Here is a 19,827-nt window from a genome sequence, read left to right on the forward strand (position 1 = left end):
AAGAAAGGAGGGTACACAATTTTGAAAGCGCATACAAAGAAGGGGTGTTCCAAACAAAGGAGGGACAAAAGTAATGAAAAAACCAGCTTGTTATACCGCTGCCGTAACAGCTGTTCTGCTTATTGCGCCAAACGCGGGATCCGCTGCTTCATCCGACGATCAGCTGGCGGACAAAAACGTGTATGAAGCCGAAACGGCAGAGGGCGAAGGAATTGTAACAGATACCGAACATGCAGGGTACACCGGCGACGGTTTTGTGGACTTTGATCCGAATGAGCCCGGAGGATATGTAGAGTGGAACATCGACGTGCCGTCCGAAGGGGACTACAGGCTCGGGTTCCGGTATGCCCACGGCGGCTCGGAGAATCGCCACGCGGTCGTTCAGGTCGATGGAGAAGAAAGAGTTGGGAAAATGGATTTCGAGCCGACGGGGCAGTTTGATGATTACAACTACGCCGAGGCCGCGGTTTCCCTGACGGAAGGGTCCCATACGATTCGTCTGACAGCAGCAGCTGCCGAGGGCGGTGCCAATATCGATCACCTGGTTGTGCGTCCTGCCGTCGATAAAGTGAAAGAAGCCGAAACAGCCGTTCACGACGGCGTCATCATTGATAACAAACATACCGGCTTCACAGGAGAAGGGTTTACGGATTTTAATCCCAATGTACCCGGCGGCTACGTGGAGTGGACGGTGGATGTCCCGTCTGCCGGGGAGTACACTCTGGATGTGAAATACGCCCAGGCCGGCGGCAGTGACAGACCGGCGGAAATCAGCGTGAACGGGGAGACAAAAGAAGAACTCCGTTTTCCCCCGACACCCGCCTGGAATACGTGGAAAACTGAATCGATGCAGGTGAATCTGGATAAAGGAACGCAGACTATCCGCTTAACCTCGGTCGGTGCAGAAGGCGGAGGAAATATTGATCATCTGCGCATTCACAATCATTTTGACACCGGTGACGGCCGCAAAGACGTCGACACAGAAAAAGTTCCGCTCGAGCAGCTGGCCGGCGGTGTGATTGTGAAAAAGATGGAAGACATCGGCATGAAGGCGGACATCGAGGAAAAACAGGATGAGCCGGTCACGGTTCTGGAATTTGCGGCACTGATCAATAAGGCGTTTGGGTTTGATCAGAGTGATATGCCGCATACAGGGAGCGGCGGGCAGACGGACAAAGCGTGGGGTGCCTACGTGAAAGAAACGGTGCGCGCCCATCATTATATTCCGGATCATCTCGCCAGGCAGCTGCAATGGAACAAACCTATCACCAAACGGGAGACGACGCTGATCACAGCGGATCTGCTGGACGCTGTTCCTGATAACGAAGAAGGACCTGGGATGATGGGGCAGGCCGCCCAAAGAGAAGGGGAGTCCTATCCTGCCGTACCATCAGACATGACGTGGGACGAAGCGGAGACATTCGCGAGGGAACTCACGGGATACTCGGATAAAAACACCGGAAACGTGCAGGTCGCCAAAGCTGATATGCTGACGCCGCACCTTATTGCGGTGACGTTGAATGGAACGATACCCGACGTTCAGGTGGATGATATCGGGGTGTCGATTCCGGCTGGAGAATGGGAAAGCCTGACACCGCTGTTGAACCAGGAGCTTCGGATCAGCGAAGCGGCCGCAACAACCGATATGTTCGGCAATACGGTGCTTGTGTTGAAGAGTATGGATGAACTGCAGGACGGGGCGCAGTTTTTCCCGGAAGAAACCGAGCCTTCTTTTTCCGGTAACTTAGATGATGCGGTAAAAAAGGCGGATAATATGCTGACGTGGCAGATGAAGCATGGGGGATGGTCGAAAGGCATCGATTACAGTGCGCCGTGGGACGGGGAAGAACCCCGGTCGGAATGGGAAGCGGACGGCAAAGAGCTTGGAATGATCGACAACAATGCCACCGTGAAAGAAATCCGCTTTCTTTCGGAAGTGTATCAGGAAACCGGGGACGACAAATACAAAGAAGCGGTGCACCGCGGCTTGGATTTCCTCGATAAACTGCAGTATGACACCGGGGGATTTGCGCAGGTGTATCCGAGACGCGGCAATTACTCGGACGCCGTCACCTTTAACGATAATGCCATGGTCCGGGTGCTGGATCTTATGGATGACATGGTGAAACAGGAGTACCCGTTTCAGGGAGATTTACTGAGTGATGAGGACCGTGCCTCTTTGCAGGATTCCCTTGATCTGGCTATTGAGTATATTCTGGACGCGCAGATCGAAGTGGATGGAACGTTAACAGCCTGGGGAGCCCAGCACGATCCATTCACCTATGAACCGGTACAGGCGCGGAGCTATGAGCACCCTTCCATTTCAGGATCCGAATCTGTTGGTGTTGTCCGCTTCTTAATGTCGCGGGAGAACCAGACAGAAAAAATCCAGCAGGCGGTGGAAGGAGCTTTGCGGTGGTTTGAAGAAGCTAGGGTAGAAGACACACGGTATGTGAGCGGCGGAAATGAAAACAATGAATATTTTGTAGAGGAACCGGGAGCGTCCCTTTGGTACAGATTTTATGAAATCGGTACCAATAAGCCGATATTCTCCGGCAGAGATGGCGTGATCAAGCATGATATTCAGGAGATCGAAAAGGAAAGACGGGACGGCTACCAGTGGGCCGGGAACTATGCGGAATCACTGCTCGATACGGCCGGACAGACGGGGTATTTTGAAGGAAATGTGTACGCACACGTGCAGGAAACCAATTCGGTGGACCAGTGGGACAGAACCCTTCAGGAAGGAGACGTGGAAAAAATCAACGATTACTCGAAAAAACTGGAGGAGAAAAACAGCTCCCTGACCGTATCCAAAGATGGCAGCGGGGATTATGAAACGGTGCAGGCCGCCATTGATGCGGTTCCGGATGATAACACCAGTCCTGTTACCATCCAGATTAAAAACGGCACGTACAAAGAAGTGGTTGAGGTGCCGGCGGAAAAACCGTTTATTACACTGAAAGGCGAGAGCCGGGAGAATACGATTATTACGTATGACAACCATGCCGGCAAAGCGAACGGCGTGGGAGGAACGATCGGCACGAGCGCCAGCGCTTCCGTTTTTATTAAAGCGGATGATTTTAAGGCAGCGGACCTGACGTTTGAAAACTCTTTTTCCGCTGAAGTTGGGGTGGAAGGACGGCAGGCTGTCGCGGTCAATGCCCGTGGGGAGCGGCTGCTGTTTGACAATGTGGCGTTTCTCGGTCATCAGGATACTCTTCTCGCCAATTCCGGCACCCACTACTACCATGACAGCTATATTGAGGGGGATGTTGACTTCATCTTTGGCGGTGCCCGCGCGGTGTTTGAAGACACGACCGTTCATTCGCTCGACCGGGGTTCGGACACGAACAACGGCTATATTACCGCAGCCAGCACGTTAACCGAGCATCCGTACGGTTTTCTGTTTCTGAACAGTGAACTGACAAGTGACGCCCCGGCAGAAACGGTGTATCTCGGCAGACCGTGGCAGCCGGGAGGCAATACGGAAGCGGTCGCCTCTGTCGTGTTTAAAAACAGTACCCTGGGAGCGCATATTAAGCAGGAAGGCTGGACCGAGATGGGAGGATTTCCACCGGAGGAAGCGAGATTTTATGAATACAACAATGACGGTCCGGGAGCTGTGGTGAACGAGCAGCGTCCTCAATTAAGTGAAGACGAAGCGGCGGACTACACGGTAGAACAGGTGCTTGGCGGATGGAAGCCTGAACTGTAACAGGAAAAAGGGAGCTGTATCAAAAGTCGTTAAAAGTAAAGGCATCCGCTGCAGGCGGACGCTTGCCGCGGGCAGCGCCTTAGCTACATCAAACGGTAAAACCACCGTTTGATGGGATCTTCGGCTGCTGCTCTTCCCGCTGGCGTCGCCGCCTTCCACTTCTGCCTGAAGTGAATATTCTATACCACTAAAAAGAATTTGCACTTTTTGATACAGCTCCGCTAAAAAAATGGGCAGTTACATGAATACAGAGGAGCCACGGTAAACATGAGAAAAAGTCTGTTAACGAAATTAATCATGTTTGGATGTATTTTCAGTATTGTCCCGGTTTTGTTGGTAGGTATCTTTTCTTATGCTCACTCCTCAGAGGTGATGCAGGAAAAAGTAAACGATGAAAAAAAGCAGATGATCCGGCAGATTAACTCCAACGTGGAGCAGGTACTTCTGACGGTCGACCACAGCATGAACCATATTACCGCCAACCCGTTGATGGAAGAGGCGATCATGTCGAGCATGTCGGGCAGGGATTTTGAGATTTACAGGGATCTGAACGAATCGATACGCAAACTACATTCTTACAAAACGAAAGTGGAAGAAGTGGTTGTCCTTAATTTCAGGCATGACTGGATTTTGCAGAATGAAGGGGTGGCTGCCTTACGTGAACACCCGGATGAGAAGCAGTATCTGTCCTACCTCGACCTCGAATTTGATTCGAGCTGGGTGCTGATGCAGGATGAAGATTTTGAGGAGCAGATGAGTTACAGCGGCTGCAAAAACAGCATCGGCTTGATTAAAAAGCTGCCGGCAAAAAGAACGGACAAATATGGGATGGCGATTGCCAAGATTCCAACGTGCGGCCTCGTTGAGATGATTAACATGGATGATCTCTCCGACGAAGTCATGATCACCGATGAAAACCATACCATTGTCGTTCACAGCGATCCGTCCATGATCGGCAAAACACTGACCGAAACCGGCTATGTGGAATCAACTGCCGCCATGAAAGGAAAGCAGGGGCAGTTTGACGTCGTCACAGACGAAACGCCGCGCACCGTGACATATTACAAATCGGATTTTAATCATTGGACTTATTTATCTTTTAATTCCATTGAAGAAATGACAAAAGAATCCCAGAGTATCGGGTGGTTCACCCTGATTATTATCATACTCTTGATAAGCGTGAGTCTGGCCGGTGTATTTATCGTCAGCCGCAAATTGTATTTTCCCGTCAACAAACTGGTGAAAAATATCGAAGAAACCTGGCCGGAGAAAAAGCCGTTGTCTACAAAAAATGAGCTGCAATATATTGAAGACCGGCTGCAGGAGATGTTTTCCTCCCATTCGGATCTGAAACAGCAACTGCACGACCATACGCAGCAGATTCAGCATTTGTTCATGAACAAACTGTATCTCGGCCGCTATACGACCGGAGAAATCAAGGAGAAACTGGATTATTTTCAATTAAAAGAGCGCGTGGAGACATGGGATTATATGAATGTGCTCACGCTGCAGATTGATGCGCTTGATCATTCCTCCTATGACTGGAAAGATATAGAGCTGCTTCACTTCGCCGTAACCAACATCGTCGAAGAATCGATTTCGATAGAAAACAAACTGCCGTCGGTATGGATCGATAAAACCCTGGTAAGCCTCGTTGGATCCGGAACAGACTCGGTCCAGCACGCCAAAACGTGTATGTACGAAATCACAGAGCATATCCAGAAAAATATTAAAGATACCCTGCACATATCCACCAGTATCGGCATCAGTTCCACGTTTCATGAGATTAAACGGTCTTCGCGGGGCTATCTTGAAGGAATCGAAGCGCTGAAACACCGGATCAAGCTCGGCAAAGGGGTCGTCATTCATTTCAACAGCATCCACAAAGGGAAGCATTCCGTGATTTTTTCTTATCCGGAGCGGACGGAAGAAGAATTGATCGATGCGGTGAAGATGGCTGAATCCGAAAAAGCCGGGGTGCTTTTGAACAAGTGGATTCAGAAGGCGTTCCAGAATTCGCAGTCGCCGCGGGAATACCAGATATCGATGATGCGGCTGTTGAACAATCTGCTTATTTTGAAGCAGGAAAGCGGCATCAGTTTCGAACAGCTGGAAATGTTCAATGCCTCGTTTTATGAAGAAGTATTAAAGCTGCAGATGCGAGACGAAGTGGAGGAATGGTTTAAAAGCAGGATGATTGAGCCGCTCATCCACGTTTTCGAGGCGCGGAGCCGGTCGCAGTATTTAAATATATCCGAGAAGATAATTGATTTGATCCACAAGCATTATGATGAAGATATCAGTCTCGAGGACTGCGCGGCGCGTCTGCATTACAATGCGAATTATTTAAGCAGCATCTTCAAGCAGGAGACGACGTTTACGTTCAGCGATTATTTAACGATGTACCGCTTCTCGGTGGCAAAGAAATGGTTAATGGATTCGGATATGACGATCAAGGAAATGGCGGAGAAGCTGCAGTATCGAAACTCCCAAAATTTCATCCGGTCATTTAAGAAACTCGAGAATATGACCCCGGGGGAATACCGGCGGAAATACAAAAACGTATCTTAGTTCTCTGCGGCTTCCTTTGAAGAAAAGCCTGTGTTTTCCTTTATGGAATCCGGGCTTTTTTTAAGATAACACGAAGGATATCAACGGTAATCATTGCTTCACATCAGCCTGTACATCTGGTCATCCGCGTCCTGCGTCGATGTATTGATTATGTTTTTTACAACCATGCCGGTGTAGGATAGTATCAAGCCGTTTGAAAAGGAAGGAAGTGTATGATTGCCAAAATGATGAAAAGGAGGGGGGCAAAGGGGCAGCATGGCAGTTGTTGAAAGCAGATGGGTAGTGGCTGATTTCATTTTTACATGGGGGGATGAAACGTGAAAATCAAACGCACGGCAGCGGTTTTCTGTTTGATTGGTGTGGTGTCGGCAGCTTGTTCGAACAATAATGAAAGCGCTTCAAATGAAGAAAACGGCGGGTCGGGGACGATTGAGATTATGTCGAATCTGCACACGCCGGAAGTGCCGGAACCTCTTATTGAAGAAAAGGTGGAGGAGCAGACCGGCGTCGACCTGTCCATCAACTGGGTGCCCGATAACAACTATAACGACCGGCTGAATACCGCCTTTTCTACGGGAACCTTGCCGGATGTGGTGTATGTCAATTTTAATCATTATAATCAATTCAAAGACGCGATCCGGGATGGCCAGTTTTGGGAGATAGGGCCTTATCTCGATGAGTATGAAAACCTGAGCAAACTGAAAGACAATGTGCTCGACAATTCCCGTGTGGATGGAAAATTGTATGCGCTTTATCAGGGTCGTCCTCTGTCCAGGCAGGGTTTGATTTACAGAAAAGACTGGGCGGAACAGCTGGGCCTTGATGGACCGCCGGAAACGACGGAAGAATTCTTTGAATACGCGAAAGCTTTCACCGAACAGGATCCCGATCAGGATGGACAGGACGATACGATCGGCCTGACGGACCGGGAAGATCTTGTGTACGGCGCGTTTAAAACGGTGTCTTCCTGGTTCGGTACGCCGAATGACTGGGGGGTTCAGGACGGGGAAATCCGGCCGGAGTTCATGTTCCCGGAATATATGGATACGATGAAATTTTTCAGAAGATTATATGAAAACAGTTACATTAATCAGGATTTCCCGGTGACGAGTAAGTCCGACCAACAGGATATGTTCAAAAACGGAACCGCGGGTCTTTATGTAGGCTCGATGGGCGACGTCGGAAGTCTTTACAACGATGCGAAAAATATTAACCCGGACGTGGAATACGATGTGCACAACCGGGTCAAGGGACCGGACGGTGAATACGGTATATGGTCCATTCCAGGCTTCGGTTCGCTGCAGTTATTCCCGAAATCGGCTGTGGAAACAGAACAGGAACTGCATAAAATCCTTGGTTTCTTTGACCGCTTGATGACAGCTGAAACGGCTAATCTTATTTCCTGGGGAATAAAAGGCGAACACTATACGGTGGAAGATGGAAAAGCGGTTATGACGCAGGACAGTCAGAAATTCGACCGCGAAGTGAAACCATACCAGTCTTTGGAGATCGGGGAACCTGCAACGAATGGAAGCTATCAGCTTAAAGCAGAGTATCCACCAAAGGCAAAATCAGAAGAACTTAATAGAGATAACGAAGACTTTCTGATAGAGGATCCTACGCTGACGCTGGACTCGGAAACGTATCTGCAGAAAGGAACGAGACTGCAGCAGGGCATTAACGATGCGACGTACAACTTCATTTTGGGCGAGCTGGATGAAGAAGGCTTTCAGCAGGCTATCGAGACGTGGAGAAACAACGGAGGAAACCAGATTATCGAGGAATACACGCAGTCCTATGAGGAATCGCAGTAAACGCACGTCAACGAAAGAAAAGGCCGCCCGCCGCGGAGAATGTATCTTCGCGGCGGCACACGGCCGACCCTCCTATATAGAAAGGGTGAGAAAAACGAATGCAGAGTCAGACAGAGACGAATGCAGGGCAGGTTCTCTCCAAAAACAAGAAGTGGGAACTGCTCAAAAAGCGGATGAAGAAAAATAAACTGATCTATCTGATGATTCTTCCGGGTCTGTTGTATTTTTTCGTGTACAAGTACATTCCGATGTACGGGTTGATCATATCGTTTCAGGACTATAAACCGTACCTCGGGATTACGGGAAGCGAATGGGTGGGATTTGAGCATTTCAAACGGTTATTCGCCGATCCTGATTTCTGGATGATATTTAAGAACACGCTGGTGCTGTTTGGATTACAGTTGGTTATTTTCTTCCCGGTGCCTATCATTCTATCGCTTATGCTCAATGAAGTGCGGAGCATGCCGTTGAAACGGTCGGTGCAGACACTGATTTACATCCCCCACTTTATGTCGTGGGTGATTATTGTGTCGATTACCTACGTTCTTCTCACGATGGATGGCGGGATTGTGAACGGACTGCTGCAGCAGGCTGGTTTTCAGGAAGTCAATTTCCTGTTGAACCCGGACTGGTTCCGGCCCATGTATATCCTGCAGGTCATCTGGCGTGAAGCGGGCTGGGGCACGATTATTTTCCTGGCAGCGATTGCGGCGGTCGATGCGCAGTTATATGAAGCGGCCAAAATCGACGGCGCCGGCCGGTTCCGGCAGATGTGGCATATTACCCTGCCTGCGATCAAAGGGGTTATCGTCATTCTGCTTATCCTGAAAATTGGCGATGTGCTGGAACTTGGATTTGAACACGTCTATCTTTTACTGAATTCGTCGAACCGGGAAGTAGCGGAGATATTCGATACGTACGTGTATACAGCGGGTCTGAAGCAGGGGCAATTCAGTTACAGCACGGCCGTCGGGTTTTTTAAAGGACTGGTCGGACTGGTATTGGTTGTGATCGCGAACTGGCTCGCCAAGAAAGCAGGAGAAGAAGGTGTGTATTAGGGTGTCTGGAGGAGGATAAAAATGATTGAGGATAAAACAGCCGGCGGGCGCTTGTTTACCGTTGTCAATATTACACTGCTGCTTCTTTTTGCCTTGCTTTGTATTCTGCCCTTTATGCACGTCATTGCCGGGTCGTTTACAACAAGTGCGGAACTTGCTGAAAAAAAGTTTGTTATCTTTCCGACTAATTGGAGTATCGATGCCTACAAGTATATTTTCTCGACGGATACGATTTTCCGGGCGCTGCTCGTTTCGATTTTCGTGACGGCGGGAGGGACGCTGTGGAGCATGCTGCTGTCGGTGCTCACCGGGTACGGGATGTCGCGCAAAGACCTGCCGGGCCGGCGGGTGATTATGTTTTTTATCGTGTTTACGCTGCTGTTTAACGGCGGCATGATTCCAACGTTTCTTGTCGTGCAGCAGACGGGGCTGCTGAATTCCCTGCTCGCGCTCGTCATACCGGTGTCGATTAATGCGTTCAACATGATTATTTTAAAAACGTTCTTTCAGAATCTGCCGGCGAGCCTCGAGGAATCCGCGAGAATGGATGGCTGTAATGATTTCGGGATCCTGTTCCGCATCGTGATTCCGTGTTCGATGCCGGCCATCGCGACGATTTCCCTGTTTTACGCGGTGACGTATTGGAATACGTATATGCATGCGATCCTGTATCTGGAGGATGCATCGAAATGGCCCGTTCAGGTGCTGCTGCGGCAGATCGTTGTTCTTGCGAGCGGGATGAACTATGACGGCTCCACCTACATGGATGTGCCGCCGCCGGAACAATCCGTCAAAATGGCCGTCATCGTCGTCGCCACCATCCCCGTACTTCTCGTCTACCCATTTTTGCAGAAGCATTTTGCCAAAGGAGCCCTGCTCGGATCCGTGAAAGGATAACAGACCAGGACAGTATATTCGAAAGAAAAGGGAGGAATTCATTGATGAATACTTTTAAAAATCCGGTACTGCAGGGATTTTATCCGGATCCATCGATATGCCGCGTGGGAGAAGATTATTATATGGTCACTTCGACTTTTGAGTATTTTCCGGGGGTTCCGATTTTTCACAGCAAAGACCTTGTGAACTGGAAACAGATCGGCCATGTGCTCGACCGGCCCTCCCAGCTGGATCTTGAGGGCACACCGCCGTCACGGGGCATTTACGCGCCGACGATCCGCTATCACGACGGTGTATTCTATATGATTACCACGTTCGTCGTCAGCCGCGAAGGAGAACGGCAGAACTTCTACGTCACCGCCGAAGACCCCGCCGGTCCCTGGTCGGACCCGAACTGGCTGAAAGGCGCTCCCGGCATTGATCCTTCGCTTTTTTTCGACACGGATGGAAGGGTGTATTACACGGGCAACCGTAAGCCGCCGCGGGGCCGGGAATATGCCAAACACAATGAAATCTGGATGCAGGAGCTGGATCTAAAGACGAAGCAGCTGACCGGCGAGGTGTACAGCTTGTGGGAAGGAGCACTCAAAACCGCCCACGCCCAGGAAGCACCGCATCTCTATTTTGAAAACGGCTGGTACTATTTAATGATCGCAGAAGGCGGCACCGGGTTCACCCATGCGGTGACGATGGCGCGAAGCCGTAACATCACCGGGCCGTATGAGGGATGCAGGCGGAATCCGATTCTGACCCACCGGCATCTCGGCAGGCTGGCTGACATCACAAACGTCGGCCACGCGGATATCGTAAAGACGCAAAACGGGGAGTGGTGGATGGTCTGCCTCGCCTCGCGTCCGTATGGGGGAGAGTACCGCAACCTCGGCCGGGAAACCTTTCTCGTTCCGTTTACGTGGGAAGATGAGTGGCCGCTTGTGCATCCGGGCAAAGGCGTCATCGAGCGGGAAATGAAGCGCCCCGACCTGCCGGATACGCCCTGGGAGACAATGGAGGCGTGTGATCATTTTGATATGGATACCCTGCGTGATGTATGGAACTTCATCCGAACGCCGCACGACTCGTTTTGGTCGCTCAATGACAGACCGGGTTATCTTAGGCTGAGAACGAAAAAAGAAGCGGTCACCGAGGTGGCCAACCCAAGTTTTGCCGGGCGGAGGCAGCAGCATCTATCGATGACCGTTCAAGCGGCGATGGAATTTCAGCCGGCACAACCCGGGGAAACGGCGGGACTGCTGCTTCTTCAGAATCATAACTATCAATTCCGCCTGGAGTACGGGGAGTTTCCTGACGGGCGCGGCATCCGGGTCGTGAAACGAACAGACGGAGAGGAACAGGTTCTCGGTCGTATGGCATGTGATGGGAAGCGGCTTGTCCTGAAAGTCACGGCCCGGGGGCAGTCGTACAGCTTTTTTGCAGGAGACGGGGAAGATTCTATGGACCCCGTGGCAGAAGACGCGGACGGCAGAATTCTTAGCACTGACATGGCAGGCGGTTTTACCGGAGCCTATATCGGCATGTTCACATCAAGCAACGGGCGGGAGAGTTCCAATCATGCCGACTTTGATTGGTTCTGTTACGAGGGGCAGGATTAAAAAATGAAAAATCACGTGATCACCGCCGCGGTCTTTGCCTGCCTGCTGCTTGGGAGCGGATGCGGGCAGGAAGACAGCGGGGTGGAGATTCAGGTGTACGCCGATGACGTGAAAAAGAACTGGAATGCCGCGAATATGCCGCCTGTTCCGGAAGATACCAAGGTAATGGTTTATCCGTCGCTCGTGGAGAAATTTGTCGTGGAAGTAGCGGGGCACGATGGAGATATTTTCATCGTGGAAGAGCCGATGTTACAGGCCGCGCTGGACCCTGAGGGCCTGCATTCCCTGCAGGAACTGGAGGTAGGAAGCGGAGGGGCCGTTTTCAGAAAAGACCAGGGCATGGTATACGCTGCCGTCGTTGGGGAAGACGCTTCCCTGCTGCGGCGGGCAGATGTCTCTGTCAGCACACCACTTATTGCCGTCATTCCGGCGTATAGTGATAAAAAAGAGCAGTCACTCCGTATTCTAAAGCAGGCGCTGGCCGAACCGCGTCTGCTGCAAAAGGGAGGGGAAGGAACATGGAATTCAACGGGTTAATGGCGGGATTTTATAAAATAAGTCTTCTTATTTCCCGGATGGCGTACGTGAACATCCTTTGGCTTGCTTTCACCCTGGCCGGCCTCGTCGTGTTCGGTTTCATGCCGGCGACGGTGGCGATGTTTTCCGTTGTACGCCAGTGGATTAACAAAAATACCGATGTAGAGGTGTTCCGCTTTTTCTGGAAGACGTATAAAACGGAATTTCTGAAATCCAACGCCCTCGGAGCCGTCCTGCTTGTGACAGGCACGCTGCTTTATATGAATTTTCAGTTGGTGCAGGCTTCGGCGTGGTGGATGATGATGCTGCGTTATTTCTTTCTTGTGCTGAGTACAGGATTTGCGGTCATGCTGCTGTTTATTTTTCCAGCTTACGCGCATTTTGAGTTGAAAATCCCGCATTACATCCGGACGGCGCTGCTCGTTGGTCTGTCTTACCCGCATTACGCGTTTGCGATGGGGGTGGGCATTTACGGAATGCAGGAGCTGCTGTTGTTCGCGCCCGGCTTTATCCCGTTTTTTGCGGCAAGCTGTACCGGGTACCTGATCATGTGGCTGGCTGACAAAGCGTTTAAAAAACTGCGCTATCAGCCGGGTTAGGAAATAACCAACACAAGACGCTGGAATGCAAGATTATAGATTATTTTGAGCACATGGAATGCCATATTCACAACCAAATCTTGATAGAAAATAGAAACGTATAAGTCAACAAAAAGACGCGCTTGTGTGATAAGACGTCTTTCTTTGTCGTTGTCACAAATCAGCGCCTTCCATCGTTTTATTTGTAAAACGTAAGAAGGAGCTGAAGCATGATGAACGACTTGACATGCATCATCATCGGAGGCGGTCATGCAGGCCTTGCAGCACTCAAAGCAATACAGGAAAAGACCCGGTTTAAGGCGGACGGACGGCGGATTCGGTTTGTGCTGTTCGACAGGCAGCCCTGTCATGTTCGCAAAGTGATGTTGTTCCGGCCGGCCGCGGGCGAGGAAGACATTAAGATTCCCTGGACGGATTTGTCCCTGGAAAAGTTCGAATTTGTGCAAGGTACGGTTCAGTCTGTGGACAGCAGGGAAAAACGGATCCGATATACGGATACGCAAGAAAAGGATGCCCGAATTCATTACGATCTTTTGGTCACGGCGGTTGGCAGTATTGTTCGACGCCCGAATTCCGATCAGGGCGGCATCGTCTTGACTGATCCGCAAGCCGCGGAAGACATCCGGGATCGCTGGCGTACCAATCTGAGGCATGCTTTAGGGGAGACGAACCCTGAAGAACGGAGGCGGCTGATGACCATCGCTGTTTCGGGAGCGGGCATCAGCGGCATCGAGACCTCCGCCGAGCTGGCTGGGGCCATGCGGAAGGAAGCAGCGGCGCTGGGACTCGATTCGTCCGAGGCCTCCGTTTATTTGCTGAATGATAAGGAACGACTGTTTCCCGAAGGACCGGAGAAAGTTGGACAAAAGTTGGAGCGGGCGCTCAAGAAATGTAGTGTGACAGTGCTTCATCATCGAAAGGTAATGCGGGAGGAAGCCGGAGTGGTAACGCTGAACAATGGTGAATTTCTGCGGGCCGGTCTATGTATTTGGACGATTGGGCTGATACCCAATCCGATCCTTCGCGGTATGGGGCTGCCCCTTGCTTCTGATGGCCGTGTGCTGGTGGATGAGTGTTATCGCGTCCAAGGGATGGCGGATGTATACAGCATTGGCGATTGTACCAGAATTGTCGATCCGAGAACCGGAAAGACGGACCAGATGACTTGTTTTGAAGCTGGGATGCAGGGCAGCCGGCTGGGAAAAATCGTGAGGGCCGATCTTGAAGGATCTCCCGCGCCGGTTCACAAACGCAGCAGATCGGTGATAGATGTCTTCAGCATCGGCCTGGGACAGAATCGAGGGTTGTTGTGGTCACGCAAATGGGGACTTGATATGATCATAACAGGTAAGATGGCGTGGAAACTGAAGAAACTGGCGTGGGATGGCGCCAGTATGCTTCGATAGACTGTCATACAACCGTGGAGAGGAGAGACGGTGATGGAAGAACTGTACGATCAATATAGAGCGCTGCTGTTTACGCTCGCTTATCAGTTGACAGGCTCTGCGGCAGACGCGGAAGATGTGGTTCAGGATGTATTTTTTAAGGTGTGCTATGTCCCTCCGGAGCGTTTGGATAAGCCGAAAGCGTATTTGTGTAAAATGGTAACCAACCGCTGTCTCGATCTGCAGAAGTCGGCGCGGAAAAAGAGGGAAGTGTACGTCGGTCCATGGCTTCCCGAACCGATTCGGACGTCGGAGACGGATACGCTCGAAACGGTCGTCCGCCGAGAACTGCTGTCTTATGCCATGCTTGTCCTGTTGGAACGGCTGACACCGGCGGAACGGGCGGTTTTCGTCCTGCGTGAGGCGCTTGCCTTCAGTTATTCCGAGATAGCCGAGCTGCTCGGCAGGCAGGAAACGAATTGCCGCAAGTTGATAAGCCGGGCAAGAAGCAAGATGGAACTATCAGAAAGTGATACTGTCGAGGCTGAAGAGGTCGAGTGGGAATGGGTCAACCAGTTCCTCACATCGCTTGAGCATGGGAACGTGGATGATGTGTTGTCCCTGCTGACCGAAGACGTCGTGCTCGTTTCCGACGGAGGCGGAAAAGTCATCGCGGTTGCACGTCCGGTACAAACGCGCGAAAAAGTAGCCCAATTCATCACCGGAGCATTAGAGGGGCTGCAGCCCTTTTATCAGGAAAAACTTCACCTCGAGCCTGTTTCTCTGAACGGTGAGACCGGTATCGTACTTCGTGCAGGGGACGAAACGGCGGCCGCCATCTTTATACAATTCCGGCGCGGAAAGTTTGCCGGAATCTACATCGTACGAAACCCGGATAAGCTTACCCGGGTGTAGTTTTCCGTCTTTCAGGCAGGAAAGGATGGCGGAGGAATAGAAGAGAAAAACAGGCTCATCCCCAATGGCCGGCATGAAAGAAACAGTCGGCCGCTTTTTTACGATGAGAGGGAAAGCGTTTCAAAACAGGAAGGGATGGAGGTACTATGAAAAAACCATGGGACAGCGGCACTCTGAAAGTCAGCGCAGACGAAGGAAATCTGGTGAACGGCGCCGTACCTTTTTTCTGGCTGGCAGATACGGCCTGGGATCTGTTTCAGCGTCTGAATGAGGAAGAAGCCTATATGTATCTGAAAAACCGCCGGGAAAAGGGATTTAACGTCATTCAATGCGTCCTTGTCAACTTCGGCCATGACGGAGACAAAACAAGTCAGCAGCGGGTGGAAAACCAAGATATCAGCGAAACGATTCAGGAAGATAATAGAACGTACTGGGATTATGTGAAACGAATCGTCGATATGATGGAATTCTTCGGCATGTATGCCGCCCTTCTTCCGTGCTGGGGAAAAGTCGTAAAGGACGGGCATCTTCATGAGAATAATGTGGCTGCCTATGCCGATTTTCTGATCGATCATTTTAAAGACAGGAAAAACATTATCTGGGTACTCGGCGGTGACATCCGGGGAGACAGGCATACCGGGTTGTGGGGTGTAATGGGGACAGCGTTGAAATCGGCGATGCCTGATACGTTGATCAGCTATCATCCGTTCGGCAGGACTTCTTCATCGTACTGGTTTACAGACCGCTCCTGGCTGGATTTTCACATGTTTCAGTCCGGCCACCGGCGGTATGACCAGCATACGCTGACCTCCTGGGACGACGCGGCTTCATCTGAGCCGTGGTTCGGGGAAGATAACTGGCGGTATGTGCTTCAGGACCGTGACAGAGACCCGGCGCGGCCGGTTGTCGACGCGGAACCATCCTATGAACAGATTCCGCAGGGGCTTCACAATCCATCGAATCCCTGCTGGCAGGCCCGTCATGTACGGAGATACGCCTACTGGTCCGTCCTTTCAGGCGCCATGGGTCATACGTACGGTCATAACGCATTATTCCAGTTTTACGGTACCGGCTACAAAGCTGAATTCAGTGTGGCCCAGACGTGGCAGGAAGCCCTTCACGCCAGCGGCGGCAGCCAGATGCAGTATATGAAAGAGCTGATGGAAGAGATTGATTTTATAAACGGAAAGCCGATGCCATACATTCTCACCCCGGAAGAAACCGGTGGGGAAAAAGAGAATAAGATCACCGCTTTCGGGACGGATACCCACATCGTGCTGTACAATTACAGCGGCCGGAGTTTCTCCATTGTCCTGCCGGATTATGATAACAGCGTGTACGACGCGTATTGGATCGATCCGGTGAATGGCAGCAGGAGTTATGCCGGCGGCGTGTATCTTCAAGAAGCGGCGTCATTCACCCCGCCGCCCAAAGATACGGATTTTACCGACTGGCTCCTTCTTTTAACGAAAGTATTCTGATGTCTGCGGTACGGCACATATTTATGCGTACCACCGGATAGTGGACATTTTCGCCGCTTCACGCGGCAAACTGTCCATTATATTTTCGAGTGAGACAGAATATGGAGAGACAGCGGAAAAAGTGTCTCGTAAAAAGGGATAGAGGAAAGATGGAGGCAGAAAGTGTCTAGAATACACTGCCGGCTATGTGCAGTTGACAGATTTTCCCCTCCACCTTACAATAATAAGACACTTGTACGTATAAGTTACCAACTATATGGGAGGCGGAGGTATGAAATATAACGTGACAGTGAACGCGGACCAACAGAAAGCGGTTATCAGCCGCCATATTTACGGGCAGTTCTCCGAACATCTGGGGCGCGGGATTTATGAGGGACTATGGGTTGGCGAAGAGTCAGAGGTTCCAAATACAAACGGCATCCGCACGGATGTACTGGAAGCGCTCCGTGCCCTGAACATCCCCGTTCTTCGCTGGCCCGGCGGCTGTTTTGCCGATGAATACCACTGGAAAGACGGTATCGGACCGCGGGAAGAGCGGAAGCGGATGGTGAACACGCACTGGGGCGGTGTGGTGGAAAACAACCACTTCGGCACGCACGAATTTCTCCTGTTGTGTGAGATGCTTGGGACCGAGCCGTACATATGCGGCAATGTTGGAAGCGGTTCCGTACAGGAAATGTCGGAGTGGATGGAGTACATGACGTTTGACGGAAAGTCTCCGATGACGGACCTGCGCCGTGAAAACGGACGTCGTGATCCGTGGCATGTCACGTACTTCGGCGTCGGCAATGAAAACTGGGGCTGCGGCGGCCATATGCGGCCCGAGTTTTATGCCGATTTGTACCGGCAATACCAGACGTACGTCCGCGAATACGGTGATAACAAGCTGTATAAAATCGCAGGAGGCGCCAATGTGGATGACTACCGCTGGACGGAGGTGCTCATGCGCGAAGCGGCGCCGTTTATGGACGGACTCAGCCTTCATTATTACACGATTCCGGGTGATTTCTGGGAAGGAAAAGGGTCGGCTCTTGATTTTGACAAGACGGAATGGGATCTCACGATGCAGCACGCGCTGCACATGGATACGCTGATTTCGCGGCACCGCGCGATCATGGATAGCTGGGACCCCGAAGAGAAAGTCGGGCTGATTGTCGATGAATGGGGAACGTGGTTTGACCCTGAACCAGGCACGACACCGGGATTTTTGTACCAGCAGAATACGATCCGGGATGCGGTTGCTGCCGGTGTCACACTGAACATTTTTAACCAGCATGCCTCGCGCGTACACATGGCCAACATCGCGCAGATGGTGAATGTGCTGCAGGCGATGGTGCACACCGATAAGGACAACATGTTTCTGACGCCGACGTACCACGTGTTTCATATGTACCAGGTGCACCAGGATGCGGCGCTGCTGCCGCTTCATATCGATGCCGGACAGGACGGTGCAGCGCGTATGTACCCACAGATTCACGGGTCCGCCTCGAGACGGGATGACGGCAGGGTGCACATCAGCCTCTGTAATCTGGACGCCGAAGAAGCGGCCCATATAACCCTTGATACGCGCGGACTGACGGACGGTTTGTCATGGAAAGGCACAATCCTGAGCGCGGATCATAAAGATGCCCATAACACCTTTGACGACCCGGAACACGTCCGGCCGGAGGCGTTTCACGATTTCAAAACAGACGGACGCACCGCTGAGCTGCGGCTTCCTCCCATGTCCGTCGTTGTTCTCGCTCTTTCCTGACAGAATACTGTCATCTTCCTCTGCCCATGCGGCAGGGGAATTTTTTTATTTACCAAAAATGTAAAAATAGTGTTGCCATTTCCTTAGTCCTTGCTTATAATGATTGTAACTTATACGTATAAGTATAGAGTAAGGTTCGATTTTTCAGTGGTATGTACGAACAAGATTTTTGTAAGCGCTTTAATGTAAGGAAGGGGAGAAAAAATGAAAAAAACCGTTTTTGCTGGTATGGTACTGCTGTTTACGGCCGCAGGATGTCAGTCTCAAGACGCAGGTTCCAGTACGGAAACAGGTCCGGTGGAAGTGGAGATGTGGTCCTTATTCAGTGGAGGGGACCAGGCGTATATGCAGTCGCTTATCGACGGTTTTAATGAAAGCCAGAAGAAGTATGAAGTGGTCATGCCGGCACTATCGGCCGCCGATGATCATTACACGAAAGTGGTGACAAGTGTAGCGGCAAACCGCGGTCCTGATTTAGCGGTTGCCCACGCCTCGATCATCCCGGAATTTTACAACCTTGGATTGACGAAACCGATTGACGGCCCGGCAGAAGCTGCAGGCCTTAATTTGACGGAAGTAAATGAGAACATTCTAAACAGACTCACGATGAAAGACGGCAACGTCCATTCTTATCCGATCGACACCCATCCGACCGTCATGTTTTTTAATAAAACCGTTCTTGATGAAGCGGGACTGCTGACCGAATCCGGAGAGGTGGACATGAAAGAAACACCTGAAGGGTTTATCGATTTTTACAAGCGCGCACAGGAGGCGCTGCCGGACACGATTCCGCTCGCGGTGCCCTCGGTCGGTTATGATGCCTTCACATCCTGGTGGGCGTTTTACTACCAGATGGGCGGCACCGATATCTACTCGGATGATCTGCAGGAACCAACCGTAACGCTCGACACAGAGACGGCGGTGGAAGCGGCGGAATATATGAAAAGCCTGTTTCATGAAGAGGGCATCATTCCAAAGAATATCACGGATCCTTACGAACAGTTTCAGACCGACCGGGCGTTAAGCTTGATGACCGGCGTCTGGGGAACGGGAATATGGGAAACAGACGAATCGTTTGAGTTTATCGCGCAGCCGATTCCGACGTTGTTTGAGGAACCGGCGACCTACGGCGACTCCCATACGCTTTTCATTCCGGAACAAAAAAGCACAACGGATGAAAAAACAGCCGGCGCCGCGGCATTCATGAATTACCTTCATGAAAATCAGGCACAGTGGGCAAAGGCGGGGCATATTCCGGCCAATGATGAAGCAGTCGCCTCCGAAGCATTTCAGGAAATGCCGTACCGTTCTGATTATGCGGACGTGGTGGAAGATGTGGAGCAGCCGTCGGGCACGATTTATTCCAACATGTCGATTGACGTTATGATGAGAAACCTCGATGAAATCTGGGCCGGACGGGTGACGCCGGAAGAAGGCATCCGCAGCATGGAACAGGAACTTGATGAGCTGGTGAAATAAGCACAGAACA

At 51.2% G+C, this 19,827-nt stretch carries 14 protein-coding genes; 13 read left to right on the forward strand and 1 reads right to left on the reverse strand.

Annotated elements, in window-relative coordinates; genetic code table 11:
* Window positions 1-73 precede the first annotated feature (73 nt).
* On the forward strand, window positions 74-3,718 hold the full coding sequence (pelA, locus tag BM124_RS08255) for a pectate lyase (protein WP_093336719.1): 3,645 nt from the start codon (window positions 74-76) through the stop codon (window positions 3,716-3,718).
* Window positions 3,719-3,985: 267 nt separating this feature from the next.
* Entirely contained in the window at window positions 3,986-6,289 is a 2,304-nt protein-coding gene (locus BM124_RS08260) for an AraC family transcriptional regulator (RefSeq protein ID WP_093336721.1), read from the forward strand.
* Between the two features lie 98 nt (window positions 6,290-6,387).
* Here the strand turns inward: BM124_RS08260 and BM124_RS18895 are convergent, their stop codons facing one another.
* Window positions 6,388-6,585: a hypothetical protein gene (locus tag BM124_RS18895; protein WP_170841048.1), complete on the reverse strand. Its 198-nt coding sequence runs from the start codon at window positions 6,583-6,585 to the stop codon at window positions 6,388-6,390.
* Between the two features lie 21 nt (window positions 6,586-6,606).
* On the opposite strand from BM124_RS18895, the gene BM124_RS08265 reads away from it, so the two are divergent.
* From BM124_RS08265 to BM124_RS08320, 11 genes are all read left to right on the forward strand, one after another.
* Window positions 6,607-8,103, forward strand: a complete 1,497-nt coding sequence (locus tag BM124_RS08265) for an extracellular solute-binding protein (RefSeq protein WP_244504280.1) — start codon at window positions 6,607-6,609, stop codon at window positions 8,101-8,103.
* Window positions 8,104-8,276: 173 nt separating this feature from the next.
* Complete coding sequence (locus tag BM124_RS08270; protein ID WP_280139723.1) at window positions 8,277-9,161, forward strand: ABC transporter permease; 885 nt, start codon at window positions 8,277-8,279, stop codon at window positions 9,159-9,161.
* 21 nt (window positions 9,162-9,182) lie between these two features.
* The gene (locus BM124_RS08275; protein ID WP_093336724.1) at window positions 9,183-10,058 is read left to right on the forward strand and encodes a carbohydrate ABC transporter permease; all 876 of its coding nucleotides are present in this window, start codon (window positions 9,183-9,185) and stop codon (window positions 10,056-10,058) included.
* A 44-nt stretch (window positions 10,059-10,102) separates the two neighbouring features.
* The gene (locus tag BM124_RS08280; protein ID WP_093336726.1) at window positions 10,103-11,668 is read left to right on the forward strand and encodes a glycoside hydrolase family 43 protein; all 1,566 of its coding nucleotides are present in this window, start codon (window positions 10,103-10,105) and stop codon (window positions 11,666-11,668) included.
* A gap of 3 nt (window positions 11,669-11,671) precedes the next feature.
* Window positions 11,672-12,205, forward strand: coding sequence for a hypothetical protein (locus tag BM124_RS08285; protein ID WP_093336727.1), 534 nt, complete (start codon window positions 11,672-11,674; stop codon window positions 12,203-12,205).
* A complete protein-coding gene (locus BM124_RS08290) occupies window positions 12,187-12,804 on the forward strand; it encodes a YesL family protein (protein WP_093336729.1) in 618 nt (205 codons plus the stop codon). Before BM124_RS08285 ends, BM124_RS08290 begins: the two co-directional genes overlap by 19 nt.
* Before the next feature lie 209 nt (window positions 12,805-13,013).
* Complete coding sequence (locus tag BM124_RS08300) at window positions 13,014-14,210, forward strand: NAD(P)/FAD-dependent oxidoreductase (RefSeq protein ID WP_244504281.1); 1,197 nt, start codon at window positions 13,014-13,016, stop codon at window positions 14,208-14,210.
* 33 nt (window positions 14,211-14,243) lie between these two features.
* Complete coding sequence (gene sigJ / locus BM124_RS08305; RefSeq protein WP_093336731.1) at window positions 14,244-15,104, forward strand: RNA polymerase sigma factor SigJ; 861 nt, start codon at window positions 14,244-14,246, stop codon at window positions 15,102-15,104.
* Between the two features lie 146 nt (window positions 15,105-15,250).
* Window positions 15,251-16,585 (forward strand): glycoside hydrolase family 140 protein, encoded by a 1,335-nt coding sequence (locus tag BM124_RS08310; RefSeq protein ID WP_093336732.1) that lies wholly within the window; start codon window positions 15,251-15,253, stop codon window positions 16,583-16,585.
* A gap of 271 nt (window positions 16,586-16,856) precedes the next feature.
* Window positions 16,857-18,338, forward strand: a complete 1,482-nt coding sequence (locus tag BM124_RS08315; protein ID WP_093336734.1) for an alpha-N-arabinofuranosidase — start codon at window positions 16,857-16,859, stop codon at window positions 18,336-18,338.
* A 204-nt stretch (window positions 18,339-18,542) separates the two neighbouring features.
* Window positions 18,543-19,817 (forward strand): extracellular solute-binding protein, encoded by a 1,275-nt coding sequence (locus tag BM124_RS08320; RefSeq protein WP_093336736.1) that lies wholly within the window; start codon window positions 18,543-18,545, stop codon window positions 19,815-19,817.
* Window positions 19,818-19,827 lie beyond the last annotated feature (10 nt).

The organism is Salibacterium halotolerans (assembly GCF_900115625.1).
GTDB lineage: Bacteria > Bacillota > Bacilli > Bacillales > Marinococcaceae > Salibacterium > Salibacterium halotolerans.